The organism is Cytobacillus sp. OWB-43 (assembly GCF_034651445.1).
Classification (GTDB): domain Bacteria; phylum Bacillota; class Bacilli; order Bacillales; family Cytobacillaceae; genus Cytobacillus; species Cytobacillus kochii.
On sequence record NZ_JAYEFF010000003.1, the window covers coordinates 179,174 to 201,184 of the forward strand.

The following is a 22,011-nucleotide window of genomic DNA, read 5'->3' on the forward strand; positions in this document are numbered from 1 at the left end:
TTGATAGGAAAAGGTAAGAACCGCGTCAAAAATCCATGTCGAGAGGAAAATTTGATTGGCAAAGGCAAGAAACGCATCAAAAATCCGAGTCGATGGTAAAATTTGATTGGCAAAGGTAAGAACCGCGTCAAAAATCCGAGTCGATGGTAAAATTTGATAGGAAAAGGTAAGAAATGCGTCAAAAAATCCATGTCGAGAGAAAAATTTGATTGGCAAAGACAAGAACCGCGTCAAAAATCCGTGTCGAGAGAAAAATTTGATAGGAAAAGGTAAGAAACGCGTCAAAAATCCATGACGGTAGAAAAAATTAATTGGATACCTGACGAGTAGGCGACTAAAAGTAGTGTCAAGTCGCCGAGTTATTTTCTTTAACCATTATTTATAGATCAGATGCTACCGGATCCTTCAGGTGAGCGAATTGAATTTTTCATCAATACAAATAGTTAATGGCGTAAAAGTAGCGCCCTGACTTCCGAATGTTTTAAGGTTTTCTTTCTTCCTTCTGTTTAATATTAACGATTGGCAGCTTAGAGGTATAATTCAGCATTTCTATCAACTGTTCCGTCATATGAGTCGGACTATATTTAAAGCCTCCTTTTACCCAGGATATAATAAGTCCATAGAGGCCATATACATGATAGTTTGTTAATAATTCATGATTAATGGCATTTGGGATATGATCAAAGCCAATTTCATCATAGGAAAGCTGTGTTAAAACGGAAATAATCTTATCTTGAAATCCAGAGAGTGCGTGAGAATGAATCATAACTGAATAGAAACTTCCGTATTGATATACATGTTCAAAAATCTTTACACTTGATGTTGTTAAATTTTCAATATGTAATTTTCCAATGCCGATATATGGTTCGCGATAGCTCCGAATAAGGTCATCTAGTATATCGTTAGTTAATTCTTCCAATAATTCTTCTTTCGTCTGAAAATGTTTATAAAAGGTGCCGCGATTTAAATCCGCTTTTTGTACAAGGTCAGTCACTGTGATTTTTTCAAACTCTTTTTCAGCCATTAGAGTAATAAGAGCATCTTTTAGCCCTTTTTTAGATTTATGAATTCTTCGATCATTTTTCATCAACAATTCACCTTCCCTTTGTTGATTAACTTTTATTAATATACAAGTGATAGCCAATGTATTTATTATTGAACAAATGCTATCTGTTTTGCATATTGTTACTTAAATTATAGAAGATTAAACTGAAAGAGTACAAACTATTTTGATAGCGCTTTAATGAAAGTGCATAAATGAAAGGGGTAATTTTCTATGAAACTAAAAGATCAAGTAGCCATTGTAACAGGTGCAGCATCTGGTATGGGAAAAGCAATTGCTGAGTTATACGCAAAAGAAGGTGCAAAAGTGGTTGCAGCCGATTTAAATAAAGAGGGTGTAGAAGCAGTTGTGGACACCATTAAATCAAATGGTGGTCAAGCAATAGCTCTTAGTGTGAATATTGCTAAATTAGATGAAGTTGAAGGAATGATTGATGCTGCGGTAAAAGAATTCGGTACGTTAGATATTCTAGTCAATAATGCAGGTATCATGGATGCAATGGAACCTGTAGGAGATATTACAGATGAAAAATGGGATCTTATCTTTGATATCAATACAAAAGGTGTGATGCGAGCTATGCGCAAAGCTATTCCGATTTTCCTCGAAAAAGGAAAAGGCGTGATTGTAAACACAGCTTCAACAGGCGGTTTAAACGGTGCGCATGCTGGTGCAGCTTACGGTGCATCTAAGCATGCAGTTGTTGGCTTAACAAAAAACACTGGTTTCATGTATGCAAAAGAAGGAATCCGTTGTAATGCTATTGCACCGGGTGGGGTGGCAACAAATATTGCGTCAGCCTTAAAACAACCAAATGAATTCGGAATGAGTCGTACAAGTTTAGCGTCTGCAGTCATGCCACGTGTTGGTACGCCGGAAGAAATTGCGAAAGTGGCTTTATTCTTAGCTTCGGATGAATCTAGCTTCGTGAATGGTACGGTCATTACTGCTGATGCTGGTTGGACAGCAGCATTCTAATATACTATTGATATTAATGGGTATAATACTTGTTTAAAGAGGATAGTTGAGTATAGAAAATATGCTCAATCTATCCTCCCTTTGTACAACAAATGGCCTCATTTACAATAACAACCAAAATCATTTATGGTTGTGCTAACGCTGTCTGTTGTTTTAGAACATAAATTTAGAAACTCTTTTTAAACCTCTATATACCCCTCTAAATAAGCTACAGCTTCTCCAGCTATTTTTACACTCTCACCTAAATCAGTACAATATAGTTTTCCTCCTCTTTCTGATAATTGTAATGCGATAAGCTTATCTTTATTCAATCTATCTTTCCAAAAAGGAACTAAAGTACAATGAGCAGATCCTGTAACGGGATCTTCGTCTACTCCAGCCTTTGGAGCAAAAAATCTTGATACAAAATCTACTTCTTTTCCTTTAGATGTCACTATTACACCAAAACCATCTAATTTTTTTAGTTCATCCATATTTAATTCAAGAGTTAAAATATCCTGCTCTGTCTCAAATACTGCCATGTAATCTCTAGATTTATAGACCTCTTCAGGTACTTTACCTAAGCCTTTAATCAAAGCTTCTGGGGGATTAGATTGTTTCCCTTTTCTTGAAGGGAAACATAAAGTATAAAGGCCGTCTTCATTAATAACCTCTAGAACTCCACTTTTAGTTGTAAACTTTATATTTTTTAAATTCTCATCTAAATATGAGTTTATGACATAAGCTGATGCTAATGTGGCATGCCCACATAAATCTATTTCTCCTTTTGGAGTAAACCATCTTAACTCATATTCATTCTCCTTTTTTACAAAAAAGGCTGTTTCAGATAAATTATTCTCATTTGCAATTTTTTGCATGAGTTCATCCTTGATCCACTCATTTAACGGACATACCGCCGCTGGGTTTCCTCTAAAACGTTCATTAGTAAATGCATCAATTTGATAAATCGGTATTCTCAATTCCAAAATCTCCTTTACAATGAGATACTTTTAAACATTCATAGAAATTTTATTACACCATTCATTTTAATTATAAATTATTCCTCAACTAATTTGCGCGGGGGAGTTTCTAATCAAACTGCTTATGGTATTTATAATTGAATAATAAAGATTGTCTTATTGTATTCGTTCATTCACAAAAACTTTTGTCGAGACAGTATTAAAGCAATTTATTACCGGTTATCCCACTATTCACGTGGCATGTGATAAACTAAAAATATTCAAAGTGGAGAGAAGTGTTCGAGATGAAACAGGAAGTAATTATTAAATATGTGCAGGTGACAAAATAATAGAGGTACGGGGGAATGTTAATTGGTATTAAATCATAGAGGGTTCGATGAATGGGCGAAGGATTATGATCAATCCGTAAGATTATCTGAGGGAAAAGAGGCTTATCCTTTTGCTGGTTATCAAGATGTAATTAATCTTGTATATCATATGGCAGGACATAAACCGTCATCAACCATTTTAGATGTAGGGTTTGGTACGGGGACATTAACAAAGCGATTGTACGCTGACGGCCATAACATCTATGGAATTGATTTCTCAAAAGAAATGATAGCCATTGCTAAGGAAAAAATGCCTAACGCTAATCTTTTTCAAAAAAATATGGAAGAAGGTCTTCCATTCGAATTTGAGAAGGAAAAATTTCATACCATTATCTCTACCTATGCACTTCATCATGTAACAGATAGAAAAAAAATTGAATGGATTCAACAGCTCTCCTTTTCGTTGCATGAAGGAGGGTCAATTATTATTGGAGATATTGCCTTTGAAACAAGAAGTGCGCATGATCAATGTAAAAACAGAAGTTATGAGGATTGGGATCATAGTGAATTTTATACCGTCTATGAGGAAATAAAGGAAGAATTAATAGCATTAAAGTTTAAAGTAGATTATAAGCAAATCTCTCATTGTGGAGGCGTATTATTAGTTCGACGTTAACTATATAACCCACTAAATTGAGAAAGGAATGAACCATGAATAAAAAGCAGAAGAGAATTGAGCAAATAACACGTTTGCATTCACCATTAAGATGTCCTATTTGTAAGGGAGATTTGAAGGTAGAAGACAATAGCCGACTAATCTGTAGCCACCTTCATAGTTTTGATATTACAAAGCAGGGCTATATCAACGTCCTAACTCATAAAGTAAACAGTCATTATGATAAGGAGTTATTTGAAGCAAGAAAACAAATCATCACAAAAACAAAACTATACAATCCGTTACAACAATTAATCATTTCGCATATAAAGGAGCTTAGTCCAGGACAGATGATTGCTGATGCTGGTTGCGGTGAAGGCTCGCATTTACATATGATCTTAGAAAAGCTAAATGTAACTGAGCAAAAGTATGTAGGAGTCGGTTTAGATATTGCTAAAGAAGCAGTTAAAATGGCAGCGGGCAATGATGATGAGTGGATATGGCTTGTTGGGGATTTGGCGAATCTACCCTTCACCGACCATTCTGTAGATGTGCTATTAAATATTCTATCACCTTCTAATTATCAGGAGTTTAAAAGGGTGTTACGAGAGGGTGGCATCGTAATTAAGGTTGTCCCCCGTCCTAATTATTTATTTGAGTTAAGAAGTGCGTTATCGAAAAATAATCACTATGATAATCAAGAGATACTACAATTGTTTAAAGAACATTTTCATGTTATCAGTCAAAAAAGTTTGCATTACACTGTAGAACTTAGTAGTGAAGAGAAGAAACAACTTGTAAAAATGACACCCCTCACATGGAGTGGGCAAGAAAATACGAAGAGGTTATTTATTGAGGGTGATCATAATCAAATTACGGTTGACCTTGAAGTGATCGTCGGAAAAATAAAATAAAATTGAAGCTGGTGGAAATACATTATAATCCCTGGATTTATTTAAACATTCTGCCTCATAGAGTCTAAATGAAGGGAGGAGGCAAGTATGCAAGATGAGATAATGGAAGCGTTAAGATTAAGAAAGCAAGGTGAATGGTTATTATCTAATCAGCTTTTTTTGAAGATGTTGGAATCTTTTCCCGATGATGCAAACCTTTTATACCAAAGTGCTTGGAGTTACGACTTGCTCGGTGAAGAAAGAAAAGCCGTGCCCCTCTATGAAAAAGCCATTCAAAAAGGATTGAAAGAGGACCTGGAAGGGGCTTATATTGGTTTAGGCAGTACACTTAGAACGTTAGGAGAATATGAAAAATCTAAAGCAGTATTAGAGGAAGGATTCCATCAATTTCCCCATAACGGAGCACTAGTGACATTTTTAGCGATGACTTTATATAACTTAGGGGAACATGAATTAGCGATGAATCATTTGTTGAGATTATTGGCTAATACTTCAAGGGATGAATCAATTACTGCTTATCAAGAAGCGATTCATTTTTATCGCGAGCAATTGAATAAAACATGGGAGTAGGTAAGCATCGAATGATTAATATAGCAGAGTTACAAAAAGAGGTTGGACAATTTAGTAAAGAAAAAGGCTTTGATAAAAACAGCGTCGAGGCTCGTGCACTCTTTCTAATGACGGAGGTAGGTGAAGTGGCAAAGGAAGTATTATCACTTTCATGGGAAGAGGATAAGGAAGTGGTGAAAGAACGCCTAGGTTTAGAGCTATATGATGTAGTATGGAATGTGTGCGAGCTAGCGAATAAATTAGATATAGATTTAGAGAAAGCCTTTGTACAAAAGAGTGAAATTAATCGCAGCAGAACTTGGGAATAAAAAAAGTGGTTGAATGAAAATCAACCCCTTTGAATAATTAGTAATGATCTTGAATCGTGAAACGAATGGAAAAGGTTGTCCCAGAAGAGTCTGTAGTAAAATCAATATTAGCATTATTTCTTTTGGCAATGGCAAACGAGATAGCTAGCCCTAGACCAGTTCCCTTTTCTTTTGTTGTAAAAAAGGGGGTAGAAATCTTGTTCATTACTTCAGGGGCAATTCCTGTACCTTCGTCTGTTATAGATAATACGACTTGACCACGATCTAAGTATGTACTGATATGTATAGATGCTTTCGCATGCATTGCATCTAAAGAATTATTTACCATATTAATAATTAATTGACGAATCTCGTTTTGATCTAAATTTAATAGTGGTAAAGGGTGCAGCTGAAGATGGATTTTTTTATTTTCTTTAATGGCTCTCGTCTCTAGCAATGGATAGATAGATTGAATAATTTCGTTGAGATGTTCCTTCTCTTTTCGACTAGGCTTATTCTTGGCCATATCTAGAAATTCACTAATAATGGAATTGACACGATCAATTTCATTAATCATTAATAGAAAAATTTCTTGGTATTTTAGTAAATCTTCATTTTTTTCTACTAACTGAAGAAAGCCTTTCACAGTTGTTAGTGGATTACGCACTTCATGCGCTACACCAGCTGCCATTTCCCCAATCAACCGTAATTTTTCATAATAAGCTCTTCTTTCATTTTCTTTCTTCGTCTCTGTTATATCCTGCATAATCACTAGAAGACCTTTTGTATCGGGTATTGTTTTCACTTTAAAATAATTAGTATTTGCGTATGAGAGGTCAAAACTAATCCCTCTTTGCTTCTTGTATGATTGATATAACTGTTTACATACTTTCCTACATAAATCTGGTATAGCCTCACAAATATTTCTGCCTAGTATTTCGTCTTTTACGATATTAAACATATTTTCTGCTGAACGATTAACAAATAAAAGTTGCATATCCTTGTTTAAATAATAGCAGCCATCAGAAATATTTAGGAGTATCTGGTGGAGGTGAATATTATTTAATCGATTCTCTTCGGGCAAGATAGAAAAGTTCTTTGTCGTAGTCATCTGATGTAAAATCGCTCCTCTCAAATGATTGTTAGTTTAATAGAGAGGCTAAGAGAATTACTCGAAGCCTCTTTATAAAACAATACTTCTCTATTCTATTGTGATGGAGTATAGACCAAATCCATTATTACTTGGCCCAATATATTGAATGGGGCTATTTTCATTAAGTAAATCTTTAGCCTCTATGGACGATTCAAATTGAATATTTGGTGTATTTAAAACAGACGTGAATGTCCAGTTATTATCTGCCGTAGGATCGATGGTGCCTTGCTCAAGAATGTAATCAATGATTACTTGTCTGTTTTCATCTGGATACATAGTAACTGATTGTTGGTTTCTTACACCTGGGAACTGCCCACTTGCGCGATAATTATTAGTCGCTACAATGAAGTTTTGCTCAAGATTAATCGGTGAACCATTATAGCTTAAACCTTTGATTCTATTCGCATTTTCATTGATCAACTTTCCTTCAGTATCATATTTGGCAGGCTCTGTTACATCAATTTCATAAGTGACTCCGTCTATCACATCAAAGTTATATGTTGGAAATTGCTCATTTATTAAAGGTTGTGTTTGTTCCTCACCAGGTAAGATTTGATTAAACTGACCAGCAGACATTTCTAACCATTCTTTTATATCAGCGCCGGTGACTTTAATGGCTGCAACCGTGTTTGGATACAAATATAAATCAGCGACATTTTTAATCGCTATCGTTCCTTCAGGTATATAAGTATAATAATTTGCTCCATTACGTCCGCCAGCTTTAAAAGGAGCTCCAGCAGATAAAATCGGAGTACCCTCTTCTGGTGTGCCAGCTAGTTGTTTTTCTAAATACCATTTCTGTGCATTTGTAACAATTTGAATGGAGGGATCATCTTTTATTAATGCAAAGTAACTATGAATATTGGCAGTCGTATTGCCAACAGGTTGTCTTACATATTCTAAAGTTTGTGCATGAGAAAGTTGGATGGCATCGAGTATGTCTGGATCGGCAATTGTATTGGTTTCGCTTTCTGAATTATATACGCTTCGCAATTCAGACTGGACATTGTTTACTTTCCAATGTCCAAAGGAAGTGGTAAGTGATAAATCAATGACGCCTAAATGATTACCCCAGTTACCAGGCATAACAACGGGTACACCATTAATTGTCCCTTTCTCTTCATTCACTCCTGGTAAGTCTGAAAAGTCTCCTGGAAAGAGCTTATGGTTATGACCAGAAATAATAGCATCGATTCCTTTTACCTTTGTTAGCGCATATGTAGCATCTTCATCCATCTCTGTATAATTTTCCGTTCCCATTCCAGAATGAGCGAGGACAATAACTAGATCGGCACCGGCTCTTTTCATTTTAGGAATGGTTTCTTTAACAGATTGGACGATATCTTTCGTATAGACTTTCCCTTCTAAATTCGCTCTATCCCATTCAGTTATTTGTGGTGTCACAACACCAGTTACACCGATATTTAATAAGTGAGGAAATCCCCTCTCATCTCTTACTATTTTTCTAATGATTTTGTATGGCTGGAAATACTGCTTTTCCTTCCCTTTCCCTTTTTTTACGTGATAGACATTGCTGTTCACATAAGGGAAGGGGGCATCATTTAATGTTTCATTTAAAAATGATAATCCATAATTAAATTCATGATTCCCTACAGTAGCAGCATCATAATCTAGAAGCTTCATAGCTTGGAATACCGGATGTAATTCTCCAGGTTTGATCGGATTGATCTTAGCTTTATAATCCCCTAATGGATTCCCTTGAATCAGATCACCATTGTCGAAAAGAAAGCTATTGCTCTCCTCCGTCCTTGCTTCTTTAATTAATGTGGCTGTTTTTGCTAGTCCGAAATCCTCCACTTCTTTGTCTTGATAATAATCGTAGTTGGAAAGGTTGGTGTGAATATCAGTCGTCCCCAATAAGCGAATATCTACTTTGCTTTTAAAAGGATTTGGAAAATGATTCGTTTCTGCTGCCTCTGCCTGATAAATTCTTGGTAAAGAAGAAATTACGAGGATAATAGTAAGACATAAAAAAGTAATTTTCCTTATCAAAATCGACACAACTCCTCTGTATTCATTTTTTAATCTTCACTCGAAACCATATAATAAATAATCTATTTTTCAACATAATAGTAACTATTTTCTATTTTTTTTGATAGAGGAGAAAAGAAGGGTTTTTGTTATAGAATTTCCTTAGAATAACAAAGAAGAACAAGAATTTTTGTATAATGGGGGACTTTTATCGTGAGTATTTCCAAAAAAATAGTTCAAATGTTTTCTTCATTTCTTTTTCAGTGCATCATCACGATTACTTAGATTTTTTTGATGGAATTCAGTTTAGTTATTAATATTAACGATGTTCGAATGCAAAATATGATTCTAAGTAAAAGGAGAGGATATTTTAAAATGCCGTTGCATAGGATGGTAAAGTAGCTTTTACTGAATGATATATAAGGGGGTTGGACGAGCATGATGTATGATTGTATCATTATAGGCGGTGGTCCTGCGGGGTTAAGCGCAGCTTTAGTATTAGGTCGAGCAAATAGAACTGTACTGATACTTGATCATCATCGTCCGAGGAACCGATTTACCACCTATTCACATGGTTTTTTGACACGTGATGGCATAGAAGTAGAACAGTTTAGACAGACAGCTTATGAGGAAATCATGCATTACCCTTCTGTTACAATAAAAAATCATGAAGTAATCCATGCAAGGAAAAATGACCAATCTTTCGTTATAGTGACGTTAGATAAAGAAGTATTCGAAGGAAGAAAAATCATCGTTTCAACCGGAATTAGAGAAAGACTACCCCAAATTAAAGGATTAGCCTCTTTGTATGGAAAAAGTGTGCATAATTGTTTTTATTGTGATGGTTGGGAGTTGAGAGAGAAGAAAATTTCTGTTTTATACGATCATCTTGGTTCGCTACATTTGATCAAACTTATTCATCAAATAACTAAACATATAGTAGTATGTACTAATGGTTTTCCGATAGATAGTAGAACAAGGGATCAGTTACAAAGTAAACAAATCCTTATCATAGATTTTCCGATTAAGGAATTAGTTGGAGAAGCAGGAAGTCTTTCTGCTATACTCTTTACAAATGGTAGAACTGAAAGGGTTGATTCCCTTTTTGTCAGTCCAAGATGGGAACATAATGGCACCATTTTATATGGATTAGGCTGCAAGAAAGATGTAAATGGTAGAGTAGTTCGTGATACTCATAATCGGACGACTATATTTGGTGTGTATGCGACTGGTGACGCTGCATTTATATCTCCTTCTCAAGTAGCGATTGCTGTTGGCGATGGTTCGCGTACTGCTATAACAGTTTCAGGTGATTTGGCAAATGAGGATTTTAAATAAAATTTCATTTGGCTCACGTTTTTTGTAGGTTATTGTTTGTCCCCCTTTCATACCCTCCCACAATTTCTTCATAAAAAATAATCGATTCCTTACATTCTTTATTGTTATTTTTTTATTAAAGTACGAATTATTGGGACATATGTCCTTTTCAAAAAATGTTTGTTATCTTTAAATAAGAAAAGGAATGAAGAGGAGATGGGTGTTGGACATGAGTCGAGTGGACGTTCAGTTTTATATGGATAAATATAATCTGCACGAGGTGTTACCGGAAAGGCTGTATCCTCATCTGAGCTTGCATACTGTAGAAAAGGGAGAGCAGCTTTGTAGACAAGGAGAACAGGCGAAGGCATTGTACATCGTAGTAAAAGGAAAAGCAAAAGTATTTACAACATCTATGGAAGGAAAAACACTTGTACTTTCATTTCAAACACCGATTGAGTTGATCGGGGATATTGAATATATCCAAAACATTGATATTATCAATACAGTTGAAGCGGTATCTTCAGTAACAGTTATAAAAATCCCATATAAATTTCTCCGTAAACATTGCGAACAATATTCACCGTTTCTTATGTTTTTGCTAAAGGTTATTACGGATAAATTTAATGCAAAGTCAAATTTTTTAAAATTGAATGTGCTTTATCCAGTAGAAGTCAGACTAGCTAGCTATTTATTATCGCATTCATTTGATGAGGAACACTCATTAGTGACGGGTATGCATAGTACAAAAAATTTAAAAGATACTGCTAATCTCATTGGAACGAGTTATCGCCACTTAAATCGAGTGATTCAACAGTTTAGTGAACTTGGTTTAGTTGAAAGAAAAGACAAATGGATTCAGATTAAAGATTGGGAGGGCCTGCGGGAAATGGCTGGTTCGTCCCTATATGAATGAAACAACAGGAGAGGCTATATATGAAAAAGTATCAATATTTATTTTTTGATGTGGACGACACATTATTAGATTTTAGACATACGGAAAAAAGGGCATTAGAGCGTTTGTTTGAACAAGAAAATATCGTATTAACTGATGACATAAAAGGGGATTATCACCGCTTTAATAAAGGGTTATGGCATGCGCATGAACGGGGAGAGATTGGCAAAGAGGAACTTTTAAACACGAGATTTACCGAGTTCTTCCGACTTCATGGAAAGCAAGTAGACGGCTTAACAATGGAACGGAGTTACCGCAATTTCTTATCCGAAGGACATGAACAATTAGATGGAGCGCTTTCGCTTATTCAACAACTATCGACACAATATGAACTTTTTATTATGACGAATGGTGTAGCGCAAACGCAAAATCGCAGGTTACGTGATTCCGGGTTGTTTCCTTATTTTAAAAATATCTTTATCTCAGAAGAAACTGGTTTTCATAAGCCTATGAAAGCATACTTCGATTATTGTTTCCAGCGTATAGATCAGTTTAATTGTGGAAAAGCACTCATTATTGGTGATTCTTTAGTAGCTGATATAAAAGGTGGTCTTGCTGCTGGAATGGATGCTTGTTGGATGAATGTTGCAAAAGTAGCTAATGACACAGACATTACACCCACTTATGAAATCAATAAGTTAGTCGAGCTCTTACCTATATTAGAAAGGAGGGAGTTCATTGACTCATAATCCAAAGGGTAAAGAACGATTGATACTAGCATTACTTTTAGGGATGCTAGCGACATTAGGACCATTAAATATAGATATGTATTTACCAAGCTTTCCGAGTATTGCTTCGGACTTAGAGACATCGGCTTCTATGGTCCAATTGAGTTTAACGGCTTGTTTAATTGGTTTGGCTTTTGGACAATTGGTGATTGGACCGATTAGTGACGCAAAAGGAAGGAGAAAACCACTTTTAATTTCTATTCTACTTTTTGCTGGTGCCTCTTTTTTATGTGCAGTTGCCCCTAATATTACAACCCTTGTTATTGCAAGATTTTTGCAAGGAGCTACTGCCTCTGCGGGAGTTGTCTTATCGAGAGCGGTTGTTAGAGACACATTTAGTGGAAGAGAACTAACGAAATTTTTTGCGCTATTGATGGTCATTAATGCGGTTGCTCCGTTAGTCGCTCCCATTGCAGGGGGAGGCATTTTGCTTTTTCCTTCTGCGAGTTGGCATTGGATATTTATAAGCTTAGGAATCATAGGTTTAATCATTTTCTTAATTGTATTTTTAAAACTTAAGGAATCCTTACCTGTAGAGAAGCGTAGACCAAGCTCTTTGAAATCCACGTTTCGGACAATGGCAGAGTTGAGTACAGACCGTTCTTTTATTAGCTATGCTTTAATCGTTGGATTTGTTCATGGAGGAAGTTTTGCTTATGTCTCAGGTACACCGTTTGTTTATCAAGGGATTTATGGTGTTTCACCGCAAGTATTTAGTATTCTATTTGGCATAAATGGACTTGCAATTATAACCGGGAGCACCATCGTAGGTCGTTTAGGTGGAAAAGTGACAGAGAAAAAATTGTTAAAAATCGCGGTCACAGTCGCTGCATCGTCGACATTATTCTTACTTTTGATGACGATTATAAAAGGACCGCTTGCATTAATCGTCATTCCAATCTTTATTTATATGCTCTCAATGGGAATGGTTTTGACAAGTTCGTTTACATTAGCAATGGAATTCCAAGGACATCGTGCAGGCAGTGCAAGTGCCATTTTAGGAATGCTTCCTCTTGTGGTAGGAGCGACGGTTTCTCCATTAGTAGGGTTGAATGAATCAACAGCTATACCGATGGGAGCCATTTTGTTCGTTACATCCTTTATTGGTTTTACCCTCTTCTTCACTGTTGCCAATCGTGATGAAAAGACACAAATAAATGTATAGAAGCATAGGATGAATCATTCATCTGAACAAATTGGACTGCATCTCAATTGTTAGAATCTAACAAATGGAGGTGCAGTTTCTTTATGGACAAATGATAGGAAGAATATGGAGGGGAACTCTTCTTATTAGAATTTGAGCACCTATTTAAAAAGTCATGGAAAATCTGCACAGATTGAACTTGTATTGATTAATCAATAGTTACGAAAAGGTATAAAGTGGGTAGGTAATGGAGGAGTTAAGTAGGTTTAGGGCATAGGAAATTAGAAGTTTTCTTTGTCATAGAAACATCTATGGATCAAATAAATGTCTCGCTCAAGCAATAAAAGGACAAGTTTTTTAAAGACTACGGATTCTAGAAAGTTTTTTTGACATTGGGAAACCACCACATTTAATCGACAACTTGATCAGTATCGATCACTTCTTGCAAAAGAGAGATATGTTCATCGATAATATGAATTCTTGGATCTTGGGGGTTAGTAATATGTTTTTTCATATCTTGCAAAAAATGCAATTCTCTTTCCATCAATTGTCTTTCTATTGAATCAAGCATATATGAAAACTCCTTTTTAAAGAAAAATAATAGAGGTTGTCCCTTCTTTCTATTATTATATGCACGGCAGTCTATTATATACATTACATTATTGCCACCTTTATTATTATACCTATATTTTTTTCCTAGATACAGTGCAAATTTCCTGATTGATAGTGAAGAAAGAGAACTTCATTTAATTTTCAATTTTTCTTTAAGTAAAGAAGGAGTATTTCAATCAGAGCAGGAATGAGTATAGTTTAAGTAATAATAGAGAGGAAGATGTGAAGTGAATCAAGTTTTATTAATAATTGATGCACAAGAAGCATTAATTGAGGGGGAAAACGGTCAAACGCCCGTCTATCAAAAAGAGCAGCTGATTACTAAAAAAAATATATTAATTGAACAAGCGGAGAAAAATGATATTGACGTTATATTTGTAAGAGATCTAGATGTAGGCGGTGGGAGTGGAGATGGCTTTCAAGTACATCACTTAATTAAGGTACCTGAAAAATCTTCCAAAAAAATGTTTAATAAACTTGCGACGAATGCTTTTTACGAAACTGGTTTATTAAATTACCTAAAAGAGAGGAATATTCAACATCTAATTATTGCAGGATGTCAAACGGAATATTGTATTGATACAGCTGTCCGATATGCAACTGTTAATGGTTTTGATGTTACTTTAATTAAAGATGGACACTCGACAATTGATTCAACAGTTTTACCTGCTGAGAAAATAATTGCTCACCATAATCAAACCCTTCATGGTCACTATAATGTTGATCATTTTTCAGTCGTAAGAGGTAGTCATGAAGCTGTCTTTATCCCACCTCACAATGAATACAGGAAGGAGTGGGCAGTTGAGCAAGAGCAACTAAAATAAGAAACTTATCCTTACTGAGTTGCCAAGAGAGTCTGCCCTACTAAATATTTGTTGAGCAGACTCTCCTAGTCAAACATCGCCGACTACCATTGTCATATGTTGAGGTAAGATAGAAATTGAAGTGGGTGTTTCGGCAATTAATTCTCCATCACAATCAATTTTTTGAATTGGTTGAGCTTCTATCTTTAATGATTTTGTTCGGAAATAGACGATTTCATCATTATTTTTATCTGGATAATCGTCTTTTACTTGTGATTGGAACCAGGTCCAAAAATTTTGCATACTGGCTTGTTTAATAATTAACACATCAAGTAAGCCATCTTGGATATTTGCTTGAGGAAAGAAGGATTGCATACCGCCTAAATAAGAACCATTTCCTATTACCACCATGACAGCATCATCATCATAGGTGCAATGATCACTTTCAATTTTTAAATGGAAGACTTCGTTTTGAAAAATAAGCTTAGACGCTTGAATATAGTAAGACATTTTACCAAGTTTTTTACTATTATTATCCATTTGCTCTGATACTTTTGAAATTAAGCCAATTCCCCAGAAGTTCAAAAAGTATTGATTATTAAAAGTACCGATATCTATTTGTTTTATCTTTTTTTCTTTAATCTGTTTAGCGGCTAATATTGGTTCTTGACTTATGCCAATGGTTCTTGAAAAATCATTACATGTGCCTCCAGGTAAGATAGCAAATGCTGGTCTCTCTTGCAATGGTGCTAATGCATTGACTAGTTCAAAGATTGTTCCATCTCCGCCAGCGCCGATAATTAAATCCACTGAAGACGCAAGTTTTTCCACGTATTTAGCGCCGTCACCCTCCTGTTTTGTTTGATATATTTTCACATTTGTAAAAGTTTCTTTTAATTCTGTTTCAATTTCTTCAATTTGATTCATTAATTTCTTGTTCCCTGCATTAGGATTTAAAATAATCGCTACAGTATTCATAACTACATTCCCCCTTTCATATGTACATACTTCCCGTTTTATTTGTAAATGTAGCATGAAATAGAAAAAAATATATTATTAATTCGAGATATTTCACTTGAAGATAAATCATTTGAGTGGTAAAGTGATAAATATAACGAGGTGACTTTAAAAATGAAAAAGCATACTTTAGGGTCTTTATTATGGATGAGGATAGCTAGATTTACACATCAAAGTAACTTATTATCTAATGAGTTTTTAAAAAAATATCAATTAACTGCTTCCCAATTTGATGTTCTTACACAGGTAGCAGCTTACGAACCCATTACCCAACAAGAGCTAGCTGATAAATTAACCGTAAGCCAAGGGGGGGTATCTAGAATGCTTTCAAAACTAGAAAAAGAGGGATTGATTATAAAAGAAGTAAAATGGAAAACAAAAAAAATTTCTCTTACAGCAAAAGGGAAGACAAAACTAGCTGCTGCATATGAGGCTCAATTACATTTTCAAACCTCCTTTTTTGATGAATCACTATCACAGGATGAGCAGAAGATTCTTTATCAGTTATTATCAAAACTACAAAAAAATAGTGATCAGAAGAAAAAATCCATTATATAGGAGAGGATTAAATGACGTACATTGCAGGTCATCATCATACATCGATGATTACAAAGGATGCGAATAAAAATAATCACTTTTATAAGAATATACTTGGTTTAAGACGGGTTAAAATGACTGTAAATCAGGATGATCCCTCTATGTATCATCTGTTTTTCGGAGATGAAATCGGAAGTCCAGGCACAGAATTAACATTTTTTGAAATACCGATGGCAGGTAGAACCCATAAAGGAACAAATAGTATTACCCGCATTGGATTACTTGTTCCATCCTATGAGAGTTTACTGTTTTGGTCTGAACGTTTTAAGCAATTAAAAGTAAAACATGGAGAAATTACAGAATATACGCAACGCCCCAGTCTATCATTTGAAGATCCCGATGGCTTGCAATTAGTGCTTATTGTCTCTGAGCAAAGCCTGTCATTTTGGAGAGGTTGGTCTCAATCACTTATCCCTAAGGAGCATCAAATTATGGGCATGGGCCCAGTTGAAATGACAGTGAGAAGACCCGAGAAGTTACAGGACACGCTAGTGAATATGTTTGGCTACTCTATTTCTTATCGAGAAGAAAAATTAACGGTCTATCAATCATTAGCAGGAGAACCGTTCGGTGAAATTGTGGTGATTGAAAAAGATGGACCAGATGAGAGACCAGGACGAGGTAGTGTTCATCATTTAGCAATCCGAGTAAAAGACGAAGAGGAACTGAAATATTGGGAAAGTAAAGTAAGAGAAAAAGGTTTTTTAACAAATGGTATTATCGATCGCTATTATTTTAAAAGCCTATACTTTAGAGAATCTAATGGTATCCTTTTTGAAATTGCGACAGATGGTCCCGGGTTCACAATTGATACCGATCTCGTGCATTTAGGAGAAACTTTAGATCTTCCGCCATTCCTCGAAGAACGCCGAGAAGAAATAGAAAAGATGCTTAAACCTATAGAGGAGAATGAATAATGGAAAAATACCGGATAAATAAAGAGAATGGTCTGGAGTTCGGCTTGTACTCATTGGGTGATCACATTCCTAGTGGTAAAACAGGCAAACGAATATCCGCGCAAAAGAGACTAAATGAAATCATTGAGGCAAGTCAATTAGCTGAAGAAGCAGGTATTGATGTATTTGGCCTAGGTGAGAGCCATCAAACTTATTTTACAACTCAAGCACATACCGTTGTACTTGGTGCGATTGCCCAGGCAACGAAAAAAATAAAATTATCAAGTTCAGCAACAGTATTAAGTGTATCTGATCCTGTTAGGGTATATGAGGATTTTGCTACAATTGACTTGCTTTCAGGTGGCCGTGCTGAAATTGTCGCGGGTCGAGGTTCTAGAGTAGGAGCTTATCAATTATTGGGTATAGACTTGGCTCATTATGAAGATATCTTTGAGGAAAAGTTGGCTTTATTAAAGCAACTGAATGAGGAAGAAAGGGTGACATGGTCGGGAAGATTCCGTGCGCCATTAGATAATGCTGAAGTGCTTCCACGACCTCTGAATGGTTCACTTCCTATTTGGAGAGGTGTTGGCGGTCCACCAGCTAGTGCCGTTAAAGCAGGTAAAATGGGCATTCCAATGGTATTAACAACATTAGGTGGTCCAGCAGATAATTTCAAAATATCGGTAGATGCTTATCGCCAGACGTTAGAGGAGAATGGATTCCAAGCCAACCAATATCCAATTGCAACAACGAGTTTGTTTTATGTTGCAGATACAACTAGAGAAGCGCTTGAAGGAATGTATCCTTATCTAAATGGTGGCTTTCAAGCGATCAGAGGTGGAGGGGGTTACCCTATTCAGCAATTCACACAAGCGCCGGATGTAAGGGATGCTTTAATGGTTGGGAGTAAGCAGCAAATTATTGAGAAAATCCTCTATCAATATGAATTATTTGGGATGCAAAGGTTTTTAGCACAAATCGATTTTGGTGGAGTACCTTTCGCTGATGTAATGAAAAATATAGAGATTATTGGGAATGACATTATTCCAGCAGTGAAGAAGTATACAAGAGAAGAAGAAAAGTCGTCCGAAAGTTAATAGAAGCAAAGAAGCCACCCTATTGAAGGTGGCTTCTTTTTATATCTTATCAGTATCGATAATATTCATCTCTTTTATATGATTTTTTGCCTCTTGATCACCTAATTGATAGATCATCTCATAAAGACGCATCAAAATTTGATCATATTCAGGGTTAGGCGATTTTTTATGATACTCAAGAAAAGGAACTTGAGCTCTAGCAAAGGTTTTTAACTCTGCATTATAGTTCTCATCTAAAAAGCGGTTTAGCTCAGCAATTTCAGCACCTGTTGCATATACTCTAAACTGCCAATCATGACCATCCATTGTGTCAAGTATTGTACCGTTTTCAAGGTTGATATAGTAAGCTTCTCTATTACCGTCCATTTAAACCTCTCCTTTTTCTCGGATAGTCATGTTATTCCCTGTTGGACTTGTAGATAAACAAACTATTAAATAACTATTTTTATTAGTATGCCATTGAATCAGTTGTTTTTAACTTAATTGTTCTAAATATCGGTATAATGTAGATTTACTGATCCCTGTTTGTTCTTTAATTTCTAATAAAGTGAAATTTTTTGTTTGATACATTTCGATCGCTTTTTTAACATTCTCATCAGGCTTTTTTGGTCTACCACTCGATTTTCCATTTTCTTTTGCTTTTGTTAATCCCCTTCTGGTATTTTCACTGATTACGTCACTTTGAAAGGAAATAAGCTTATTTAACATTGGTAAGAAATGCTTACCCGTTTCATCACTTGTATCGATTTCTTCATGTATTGCTTGGAAAAAGATTTTTCGCTCATCTAACTCATTTAATAATTCTGCGAGATGATTAGTGGAGTCAGCCAATACGTTCAGTCTAGCGACAATCACTGTATCACCTTTTTGCAAATGGTTTAATAAATCCTTTAATTTATTTCTTCTTTTTGGTGAGGTATGTGCTTCTTGAAAGTATATATCGCAATCTTTTAAGTAAGTATATTGCTCATCTATATCTAAATCATGTAGAGGTCGTAAATATCCCGCGAACATAATCATTGCTCCTTTTCTTCTTAAAATGAATAAGAACTAATAGTTGCATACGTAATTAAAGATATCATATCACATCACCTGAAAATTTCTTGATATGACATAATTAATCCCAAAAACGTTCCTTTATGAAACTTTTTGTGTTAAAATCTTCTCATTGCCTAAAAAAAGACGTGAATGAGGTGTTTAGGATTGATCACATGGAAAGAACAGTGGTTTTCAAATATTAGAGGAGATATTTTATCAGGCATTGTAGTTGCACTCGCACTTATCCCAGAGGCAATCGCCTTTTCTATTATAGCTGGTGTTGATCCAATGGTAGGGTTATATGCATCTGTTTGTATTGCTATTATTATCTCTGTTACAGGTGGGAGACCCGGAATGATATCTGCAGCAACTGGAGCAATGGCACTCTTAATGGTTCCTTTAGTAAAAGAATACGGTTTGGATTATTTACTTGCTGCAACTATTTTAACAGGAGTCATTCAGTTTTTATTCGGTGTATTTAAAATAGCTAAGGTAATGAAATTTATCCCGAGAGCAGTCATGATGGGGTTTGTTAATGCACTTGCCATTCTCATTTTTATGGCTCAGGTGCCCCATATTTTAGGAGAGTCTTATATGACTTTCATCTTTTTAGCTATTACTCTTTTAATTATTTATATTGTACCAAGATTTATCAAGGTCATACCGGCTCCACTCATTGCGATCGTTTTCCTTTCAGCAGCCGCTATCTTTTTTCAAGCTGATATGAAAACGGTCGGGGATTTAGGAGCGATTTCACAAACATTACCAAGCTTCTTCATACCGAATGTCCCATTTAATTTAGAAACATTGATGATTATACTCCCCTTTTCTGTTGCTTTGGCAATTGTTGGGTTGCTTGAGTCATTATTAACTACTCAAATTGTTGACGATATGACTGATACTGTTGGAGATAAGAATAAAGAAGCAAGAGGGCAAGGGATTGCTAACTTTGTAACGGGTTTCTTTGGGGGAATGGCAGGTTGTGCAATGATTGGACAATCCGTTATCAATGTGAAGTCGGGTGGTCGAGGACGTCTATCAACGCTTATAGCTGGACTTGTATTAATGTTTTTAATCCTTGTGTTAGGAGGAGTCGTTGTCCAAATTCCAATGCCTGTGTTAGTAGGTATTATGGTTATGGTCTCTATAGGTACCTTTGATTGGTCTTCTTTTGCTTATTTGAGAAAGGCACCATTATCTGATTCGTTAGTGATGTTAGTTACAGTCGGGATCGTTGTGTACACACATGACTTATCTAAAGGTGTTATTGCAGGTGTCATATTAAGTGCTATATGCTTCGCAGCGAAAATATCAAAGGTAAAAATAACAAAGACAATCGACCACACAAATTGTTTAACAAATTATCAGGTTCAAGGCCAAATATTCTTTGTCTCTGTTGATGCTTTTTTAGAAAAAATAGATTTTGACGTAAAAAAAGAGACGATTGTATTTGATTTCACTCAAGCTCATATTTGGGATGATTCAGGTGTTGGTGCGTTGGATAAAGCGATCTTGAAGCTCAAAGAAAACGGAAATTCCGTTAAAGTTCGAGGTTTAAACGATGATAGTGAACAAATAGTTAAGCGATTAGCTGTCAGTCAACATGAGATACAAAAGAGTTAGGTAAACTATATCATCATTTAAGATGTGTAAAAAAGTTGCGAGATGCTCGGCACTCGCAACTTTTTAATTGTATAAAGTAATGATAAGTTTTTTTCCCTTATCTTTGAGTTAAAAGATAATTCATAATTATTTTTTAATGAATGATTTTCATTCATTATTTCTAAAATCTATTGTCGTCACTAATCACCCCATGATAAAATGCAGTGGTGCCCCAAATAGAGAGCGAATTGAATGATGGAGGATAGAAGCCATGAAAAAATATATATGGGATAGTATTGTCATTGTCTTTGGTGCGTTTCTTTTTGCATTAGCTATTAATCTGTTTGTCATCCCGAGTGAACTTAGTGAGGGCGGAGTTACTGGATTGACAATTATATTCTATTATCTTTTTGAATGGTCTCCAGGATTAGTGAGTTTCATATTAAATGCCATTTTATTGATTGCAGGTTATAAATTTTTAACGAAACAAACCGTTATATATACGATTATTGCTGTTATTTCGCTTTCTCTTTCCTTACATTTAACTGAAGGGTGGAACATTGATTCGAATGAGATATTAGTTAATGCCATTTTTGGAGGAATATTCTCTGGAGTTGGTATCGGATTAATTATTCGTGTTGGTGGTACTACAGCTGGAACAACCATTCTTGCGAAGATGACAAATAAGTTTTTAGGATGGAGTATTAGTTATAGCTTATTATTTTTTGATATTCTTGTTGTCTTAAGTTCTTATTTCATTATTGGTGCAGAGAAAGTAATGATTACACTTATTATGTTATATGTCGGTACAAAAGTGATGGAGCTTATTATTGAAGGATTAAATCCTAAAAAGGCTGTCACAATTATATCAAAAGAGTCAGACACGATTGCCCAACAAATCAATCAAAAACTCGACCGTGGAGTAACAGTAATGAACGGAAGAGGATATTATACAAAGCAAGCAAAGGAAGTACTATATATTGTCATTAGTAAACAAGAAATTATGAAATTGAAAAAAATTGTTTTAGCAACGGATCACACAGCCTTTGTTGCCATACATGATGTACGCGATGTGTTTGGTGAGGGGTTTGGAGATATGTCAAAAGGATGAGAAGTCGGCGATGAGCTGGCTTTTTCTTTTGGAAAGTTGAAAGTCTATAATATGTTGGAGTATTAGAGTGTAACCATTTAGAATATGATTCTCAAAAAAGGAGAGACTACGGCTCTCAGGAGAAGCGTAGTTACCTCAAGTGTCTTAAAGAAGTCAAACTTGTTGAAAAAGCAGAAGAGCTTAGCGCAACCGTCTTATATAACCGTAATTTAGAA

At 35.4% G+C, this 22,011-nt stretch carries 23 protein-coding genes; 15 read left to right on the forward strand and 8 right to left on the reverse strand.

The window, feature by feature from the left end:
- Positions 1–481: 481 nt before the first annotated feature.
- Positions 482–1,087, reverse strand: a complete 606-nt coding sequence (locus tag U9M49_RS13560; protein WP_233435297.1) for a TetR/AcrR family transcriptional regulator — start codon at positions 1,085–1,087, stop codon at positions 482–484.
- 189 nt (positions 1,088–1,276) lie between these two features.
- Here U9M49_RS13560 and U9M49_RS13565 point away from each other — a divergent pair, with 189 nt between their 5' ends.
- Positions 1,277–2,038, forward strand: coding sequence for an SDR family oxidoreductase (locus U9M49_RS13565; protein WP_095370277.1), 762 nt, complete (start codon positions 1,277–1,279; stop codon positions 2,036–2,038).
- A gap of 179 nt (positions 2,039–2,217) precedes the next feature.
- Here U9M49_RS13565 and U9M49_RS13570 read toward each other — a convergent pair whose 3' ends face one another.
- Positions 2,218–2,997 (reverse strand): PhzF family phenazine biosynthesis protein, encoded by a 780-nt coding sequence (locus U9M49_RS13570; RefSeq protein WP_322909973.1) that lies wholly within the window; start codon positions 2,995–2,997, stop codon positions 2,218–2,220.
- Positions 2,998–3,348: 351 nt separating this feature from the next.
- Between U9M49_RS13570 and U9M49_RS13575 the strand changes: the two genes are divergently transcribed.
- From U9M49_RS13575 to U9M49_RS13590, 4 genes are all read left to right on the forward strand, one after another.
- On the forward strand, positions 3,349–3,981 hold the full coding sequence (locus tag U9M49_RS13575; RefSeq protein ID WP_322909974.1) for a class I SAM-dependent methyltransferase: 633 nt from the start codon (positions 3,349–3,351) through the stop codon (positions 3,979–3,981).
- Between the two features lie 35 nt (positions 3,982–4,016).
- Positions 4,017–4,874, forward strand: coding sequence for a putative RNA methyltransferase (locus tag U9M49_RS13580; RefSeq protein WP_095370274.1), 858 nt, complete (start codon positions 4,017–4,019; stop codon positions 4,872–4,874).
- Positions 4,875–4,961: 87 nt separating this feature from the next.
- The gene (locus U9M49_RS13585) at positions 4,962–5,444 is read left to right on the forward strand and encodes a tetratricopeptide repeat protein (RefSeq protein ID WP_095370273.1); all 483 of its coding nucleotides are present in this window, start codon (positions 4,962–4,964) and stop codon (positions 5,442–5,444) included.
- Positions 5,445–5,458: 14 nt separating this feature from the next.
- Positions 5,459–5,752, forward strand: a complete 294-nt coding sequence (locus U9M49_RS13590; RefSeq protein ID WP_095373515.1) for a MazG-like family protein — start codon at positions 5,459–5,461, stop codon at positions 5,750–5,752.
- Positions 5,753–5,789: 37 nt separating this feature from the next.
- Here U9M49_RS13590 and U9M49_RS13595 read toward each other — a convergent pair whose 3' ends face one another.
- Both U9M49_RS13595 and U9M49_RS13600 read right to left on the reverse strand, forming a co-directional pair.
- A complete protein-coding gene (locus U9M49_RS13595; RefSeq protein WP_095370272.1) occupies positions 5,790–6,842 on the reverse strand; it encodes an ATP-binding protein in 1,053 nt (350 codons plus the stop codon).
- Between the two features lie 90 nt (positions 6,843–6,932).
- Positions 6,933–8,897 (reverse strand): bifunctional 2',3'-cyclic-nucleotide 2'-phosphodiesterase/3'-nucleotidase, encoded by a 1,965-nt coding sequence (locus U9M49_RS13600; protein WP_322909975.1) that lies wholly within the window; start codon positions 8,895–8,897, stop codon positions 6,933–6,935.
- 417 nt (positions 8,898–9,314) lie between these two features.
- Between U9M49_RS13600 and U9M49_RS13605 the strand changes: the two genes are divergently transcribed.
- The 4 genes from U9M49_RS13605 (at position 9,315) to U9M49_RS13620 (ending at position 13,041) form a co-directional block, all read left to right on the forward strand.
- Positions 9,315–10,214: an NAD(P)/FAD-dependent oxidoreductase gene (locus U9M49_RS13605; protein WP_322909976.1), complete on the forward strand. Its 900-nt coding sequence runs from the start codon at positions 9,315–9,317 to the stop codon at positions 10,212–10,214.
- Positions 10,215–10,422: 208 nt separating this feature from the next.
- Positions 10,423–11,109, forward strand: coding sequence for a Crp/Fnr family transcriptional regulator (locus U9M49_RS13610; RefSeq protein WP_095373514.1), 687 nt, complete (start codon positions 10,423–10,425; stop codon positions 11,107–11,109).
- Positions 11,110–11,129: 20 nt separating this feature from the next.
- Entirely contained in the window at positions 11,130–11,837 is a 708-nt protein-coding gene (locus U9M49_RS13615) for a YjjG family noncanonical pyrimidine nucleotidase (RefSeq protein WP_322909977.1), read from the forward strand.
- Positions 11,827–13,041, forward strand: coding sequence for a Bcr/CflA family efflux MFS transporter (locus tag U9M49_RS13620; RefSeq protein ID WP_095370268.1), 1,215 nt, complete (start codon positions 11,827–11,829; stop codon positions 13,039–13,041). Before U9M49_RS13615 ends, U9M49_RS13620 begins: the two co-directional genes overlap by 11 nt.
- 388 nt (positions 13,042–13,429) lie before the next feature.
- On the opposite strand, the gene U9M49_RS13625 is transcribed toward U9M49_RS13620, so the two are convergent.
- Positions 13,430–13,591 carry a hypothetical protein gene (locus tag U9M49_RS13625; protein ID WP_157733771.1) on the reverse strand — a complete coding sequence of 54 codons (162 nt, stop codon included), beginning with the start codon at positions 13,589–13,591 and terminating at the stop codon, positions 13,430–13,432.
- Positions 13,592–13,859: 268 nt separating this feature from the next.
- On the opposite strand from U9M49_RS13625, the gene U9M49_RS13630 reads away from it, so the two are divergent.
- Positions 13,860–14,456: an isochorismatase family protein gene (locus tag U9M49_RS13630; RefSeq protein ID WP_322909978.1), complete on the forward strand. Its 597-nt coding sequence runs from the start codon at positions 13,860–13,862 to the stop codon at positions 14,454–14,456.
- A 69-nt stretch (positions 14,457–14,525) separates the two neighbouring features.
- Here U9M49_RS13630 and U9M49_RS13635 read toward each other — a convergent pair whose 3' ends face one another.
- The gene (locus tag U9M49_RS13635; protein ID WP_095370266.1) at positions 14,526–15,413 is read right to left on the reverse strand and encodes a diacylglycerol/lipid kinase family protein; all 888 of its coding nucleotides are present in this window, start codon (positions 15,411–15,413) and stop codon (positions 14,526–14,528) included.
- Between the two features lie 153 nt (positions 15,414–15,566).
- Between U9M49_RS13635 and U9M49_RS13640 the strand changes: the two genes are divergently transcribed.
- The 3 genes from U9M49_RS13640 to U9M49_RS13650 are packed head-to-tail and all read left to right on the forward strand — an operon-like array spanning position 15,567 to position 18,045.
- Entirely contained in the window at positions 15,567–16,010 is a 444-nt protein-coding gene (locus U9M49_RS13640; protein ID WP_095370265.1) for a MarR family winged helix-turn-helix transcriptional regulator, read from the forward strand.
- A gap of 11 nt (positions 16,011–16,021) precedes the next feature.
- Positions 16,022–16,966: a ring-cleaving dioxygenase gene (locus U9M49_RS13645; RefSeq protein ID WP_095370264.1), complete on the forward strand. Its 945-nt coding sequence runs from the start codon at positions 16,022–16,024 to the stop codon at positions 16,964–16,966.
- Positions 16,966–18,045 carry an LLM class flavin-dependent oxidoreductase gene (locus tag U9M49_RS13650; protein ID WP_322909979.1) on the forward strand — a complete coding sequence of 360 codons (1,080 nt, stop codon included), beginning with the start codon at positions 16,966–16,968 and terminating at the stop codon, positions 18,043–18,045. The genes U9M49_RS13645 and U9M49_RS13650 overlap by 1 nt, the downstream gene beginning before the upstream one ends.
- 39 nt (positions 18,046–18,084) lie before the next feature.
- Here the strand turns inward: U9M49_RS13650 and U9M49_RS13655 are convergent, their stop codons facing one another.
- Together U9M49_RS13655 and U9M49_RS13660 are read right to left on the reverse strand one after the other, a co-directional pair.
- Complete coding sequence (locus U9M49_RS13655) at positions 18,085–18,411, reverse strand: hydrolase (RefSeq protein WP_095370262.1); 327 nt, start codon at positions 18,409–18,411, stop codon at positions 18,085–18,087.
- A 108-nt stretch (positions 18,412–18,519) separates the two neighbouring features.
- The gene (locus U9M49_RS13660; protein ID WP_095370261.1) at positions 18,520–19,059 is read right to left on the reverse strand and encodes a recombinase family protein; all 540 of its coding nucleotides are present in this window, start codon (positions 19,057–19,059) and stop codon (positions 18,520–18,522) included.
- 189 nt (positions 19,060–19,248) lie between these two features.
- On the opposite strand from U9M49_RS13660, the gene U9M49_RS13665 reads away from it, so the two are divergent.
- Positions 19,249–20,706, forward strand: coding sequence for a SulP family inorganic anion transporter (locus tag U9M49_RS13665; RefSeq protein WP_322909980.1), 1,458 nt, complete (start codon positions 19,249–19,251; stop codon positions 20,704–20,706).
- Between the two features lie 250 nt (positions 20,707–20,956).
- Positions 20,957–21,796, forward strand: coding sequence for a YitT family protein (locus U9M49_RS13670; protein ID WP_251162892.1), 840 nt, complete (start codon positions 20,957–20,959; stop codon positions 21,794–21,796).
- Positions 21,797–22,011 lie beyond the last annotated feature (215 nt).

What these genes read in the sequence shown, in the direction of transcription:
- U9M49_RS13655 (WP_095370262.1), bottom strand. Translation starts at nt 18,411, where the DNA reads ATGGACGGTAATAGAGAAGCTTACTATATCAACCTTGAAAACGGTACA.
- U9M49_RS13580 (WP_095370274.1), top strand. Translation starts at nt 4,017, where the DNA reads ATGAATAAAAAGCAGAAGAGAATTGAGCAAATAACACGTTTGCATTCA.
- U9M49_RS13640 (WP_095370265.1), top strand. Translation starts at nt 15,567, where the DNA reads ATGAAAAAGCATACTTTAGGGTCTTTATTATGGATGAGGATAGCTAGA.
- U9M49_RS13560 (WP_233435297.1), bottom strand. Translation starts at nt 1,087, where the DNA reads ATGAAAAATGATCGAAGAATTCATAAATCTAAAAAAGGGCTAAAAGAT.
- U9M49_RS13660 (WP_095370261.1), bottom strand. Translation starts at nt 19,059, where the DNA reads ATGTTCGCGGGATATTTACGACCTCTACATGATTTAGATATAGATGAG.
- U9M49_RS13670 (WP_251162892.1), top strand. Translation starts at nt 20,957, where the DNA reads ATGAAAAAATATATATGGGATAGTATTGTCATTGTCTTTGGTGCGTTT.
- U9M49_RS13585 (WP_095370273.1), top strand. Translation starts at nt 4,962, where the DNA reads ATGCAAGATGAGATAATGGAAGCGTTAAGATTAAGAAAGCAAGGTGAA.
- U9M49_RS13625 (WP_157733771.1), bottom strand. Translation starts at nt 13,591, where the DNA reads ATGCTTGATTCAATAGAAAGACAATTGATGGAAAGAGAATTGCATTTT.
- U9M49_RS13610 (WP_095373514.1), top strand. Translation starts at nt 10,423, where the DNA reads ATGAGTCGAGTGGACGTTCAGTTTTATATGGATAAATATAATCTGCAC.
- U9M49_RS13650 (WP_322909979.1), top strand. Translation starts at nt 16,966, where the DNA reads ATGGAAAAATACCGGATAAATAAAGAGAATGGTCTGGAGTTCGGCTTG.
- U9M49_RS13635 (WP_095370266.1), bottom strand. Translation starts at nt 15,413, where the DNA reads ATGAATACTGTAGCGATTATTTTAAATCCTAATGCAGGGAACAAGAAA.
- U9M49_RS13595 (WP_095370272.1), bottom strand. Translation starts at nt 6,842, where the DNA reads ATGACTACGACAAAGAACTTTTCTATCTTGCCCGAAGAGAATCGATTA.
- U9M49_RS13565 (WP_095370277.1), top strand. Translation starts at nt 1,277, where the DNA reads ATGAAACTAAAAGATCAAGTAGCCATTGTAACAGGTGCAGCATCTGGT.
- U9M49_RS13615 (WP_322909977.1), top strand. Translation starts at nt 11,130, where the DNA reads ATGAAAAAGTATCAATATTTATTTTTTGATGTGGACGACACATTATTA.
- U9M49_RS13605 (WP_322909976.1), top strand. Translation starts at nt 9,315, where the DNA reads ATGATGTATGATTGTATCATTATAGGCGGTGGTCCTGCGGGGTTAAGC.
- U9M49_RS13645 (WP_095370264.1), top strand. Translation starts at nt 16,022, where the DNA reads ATGACGTACATTGCAGGTCATCATCATACATCGATGATTACAAAGGAT.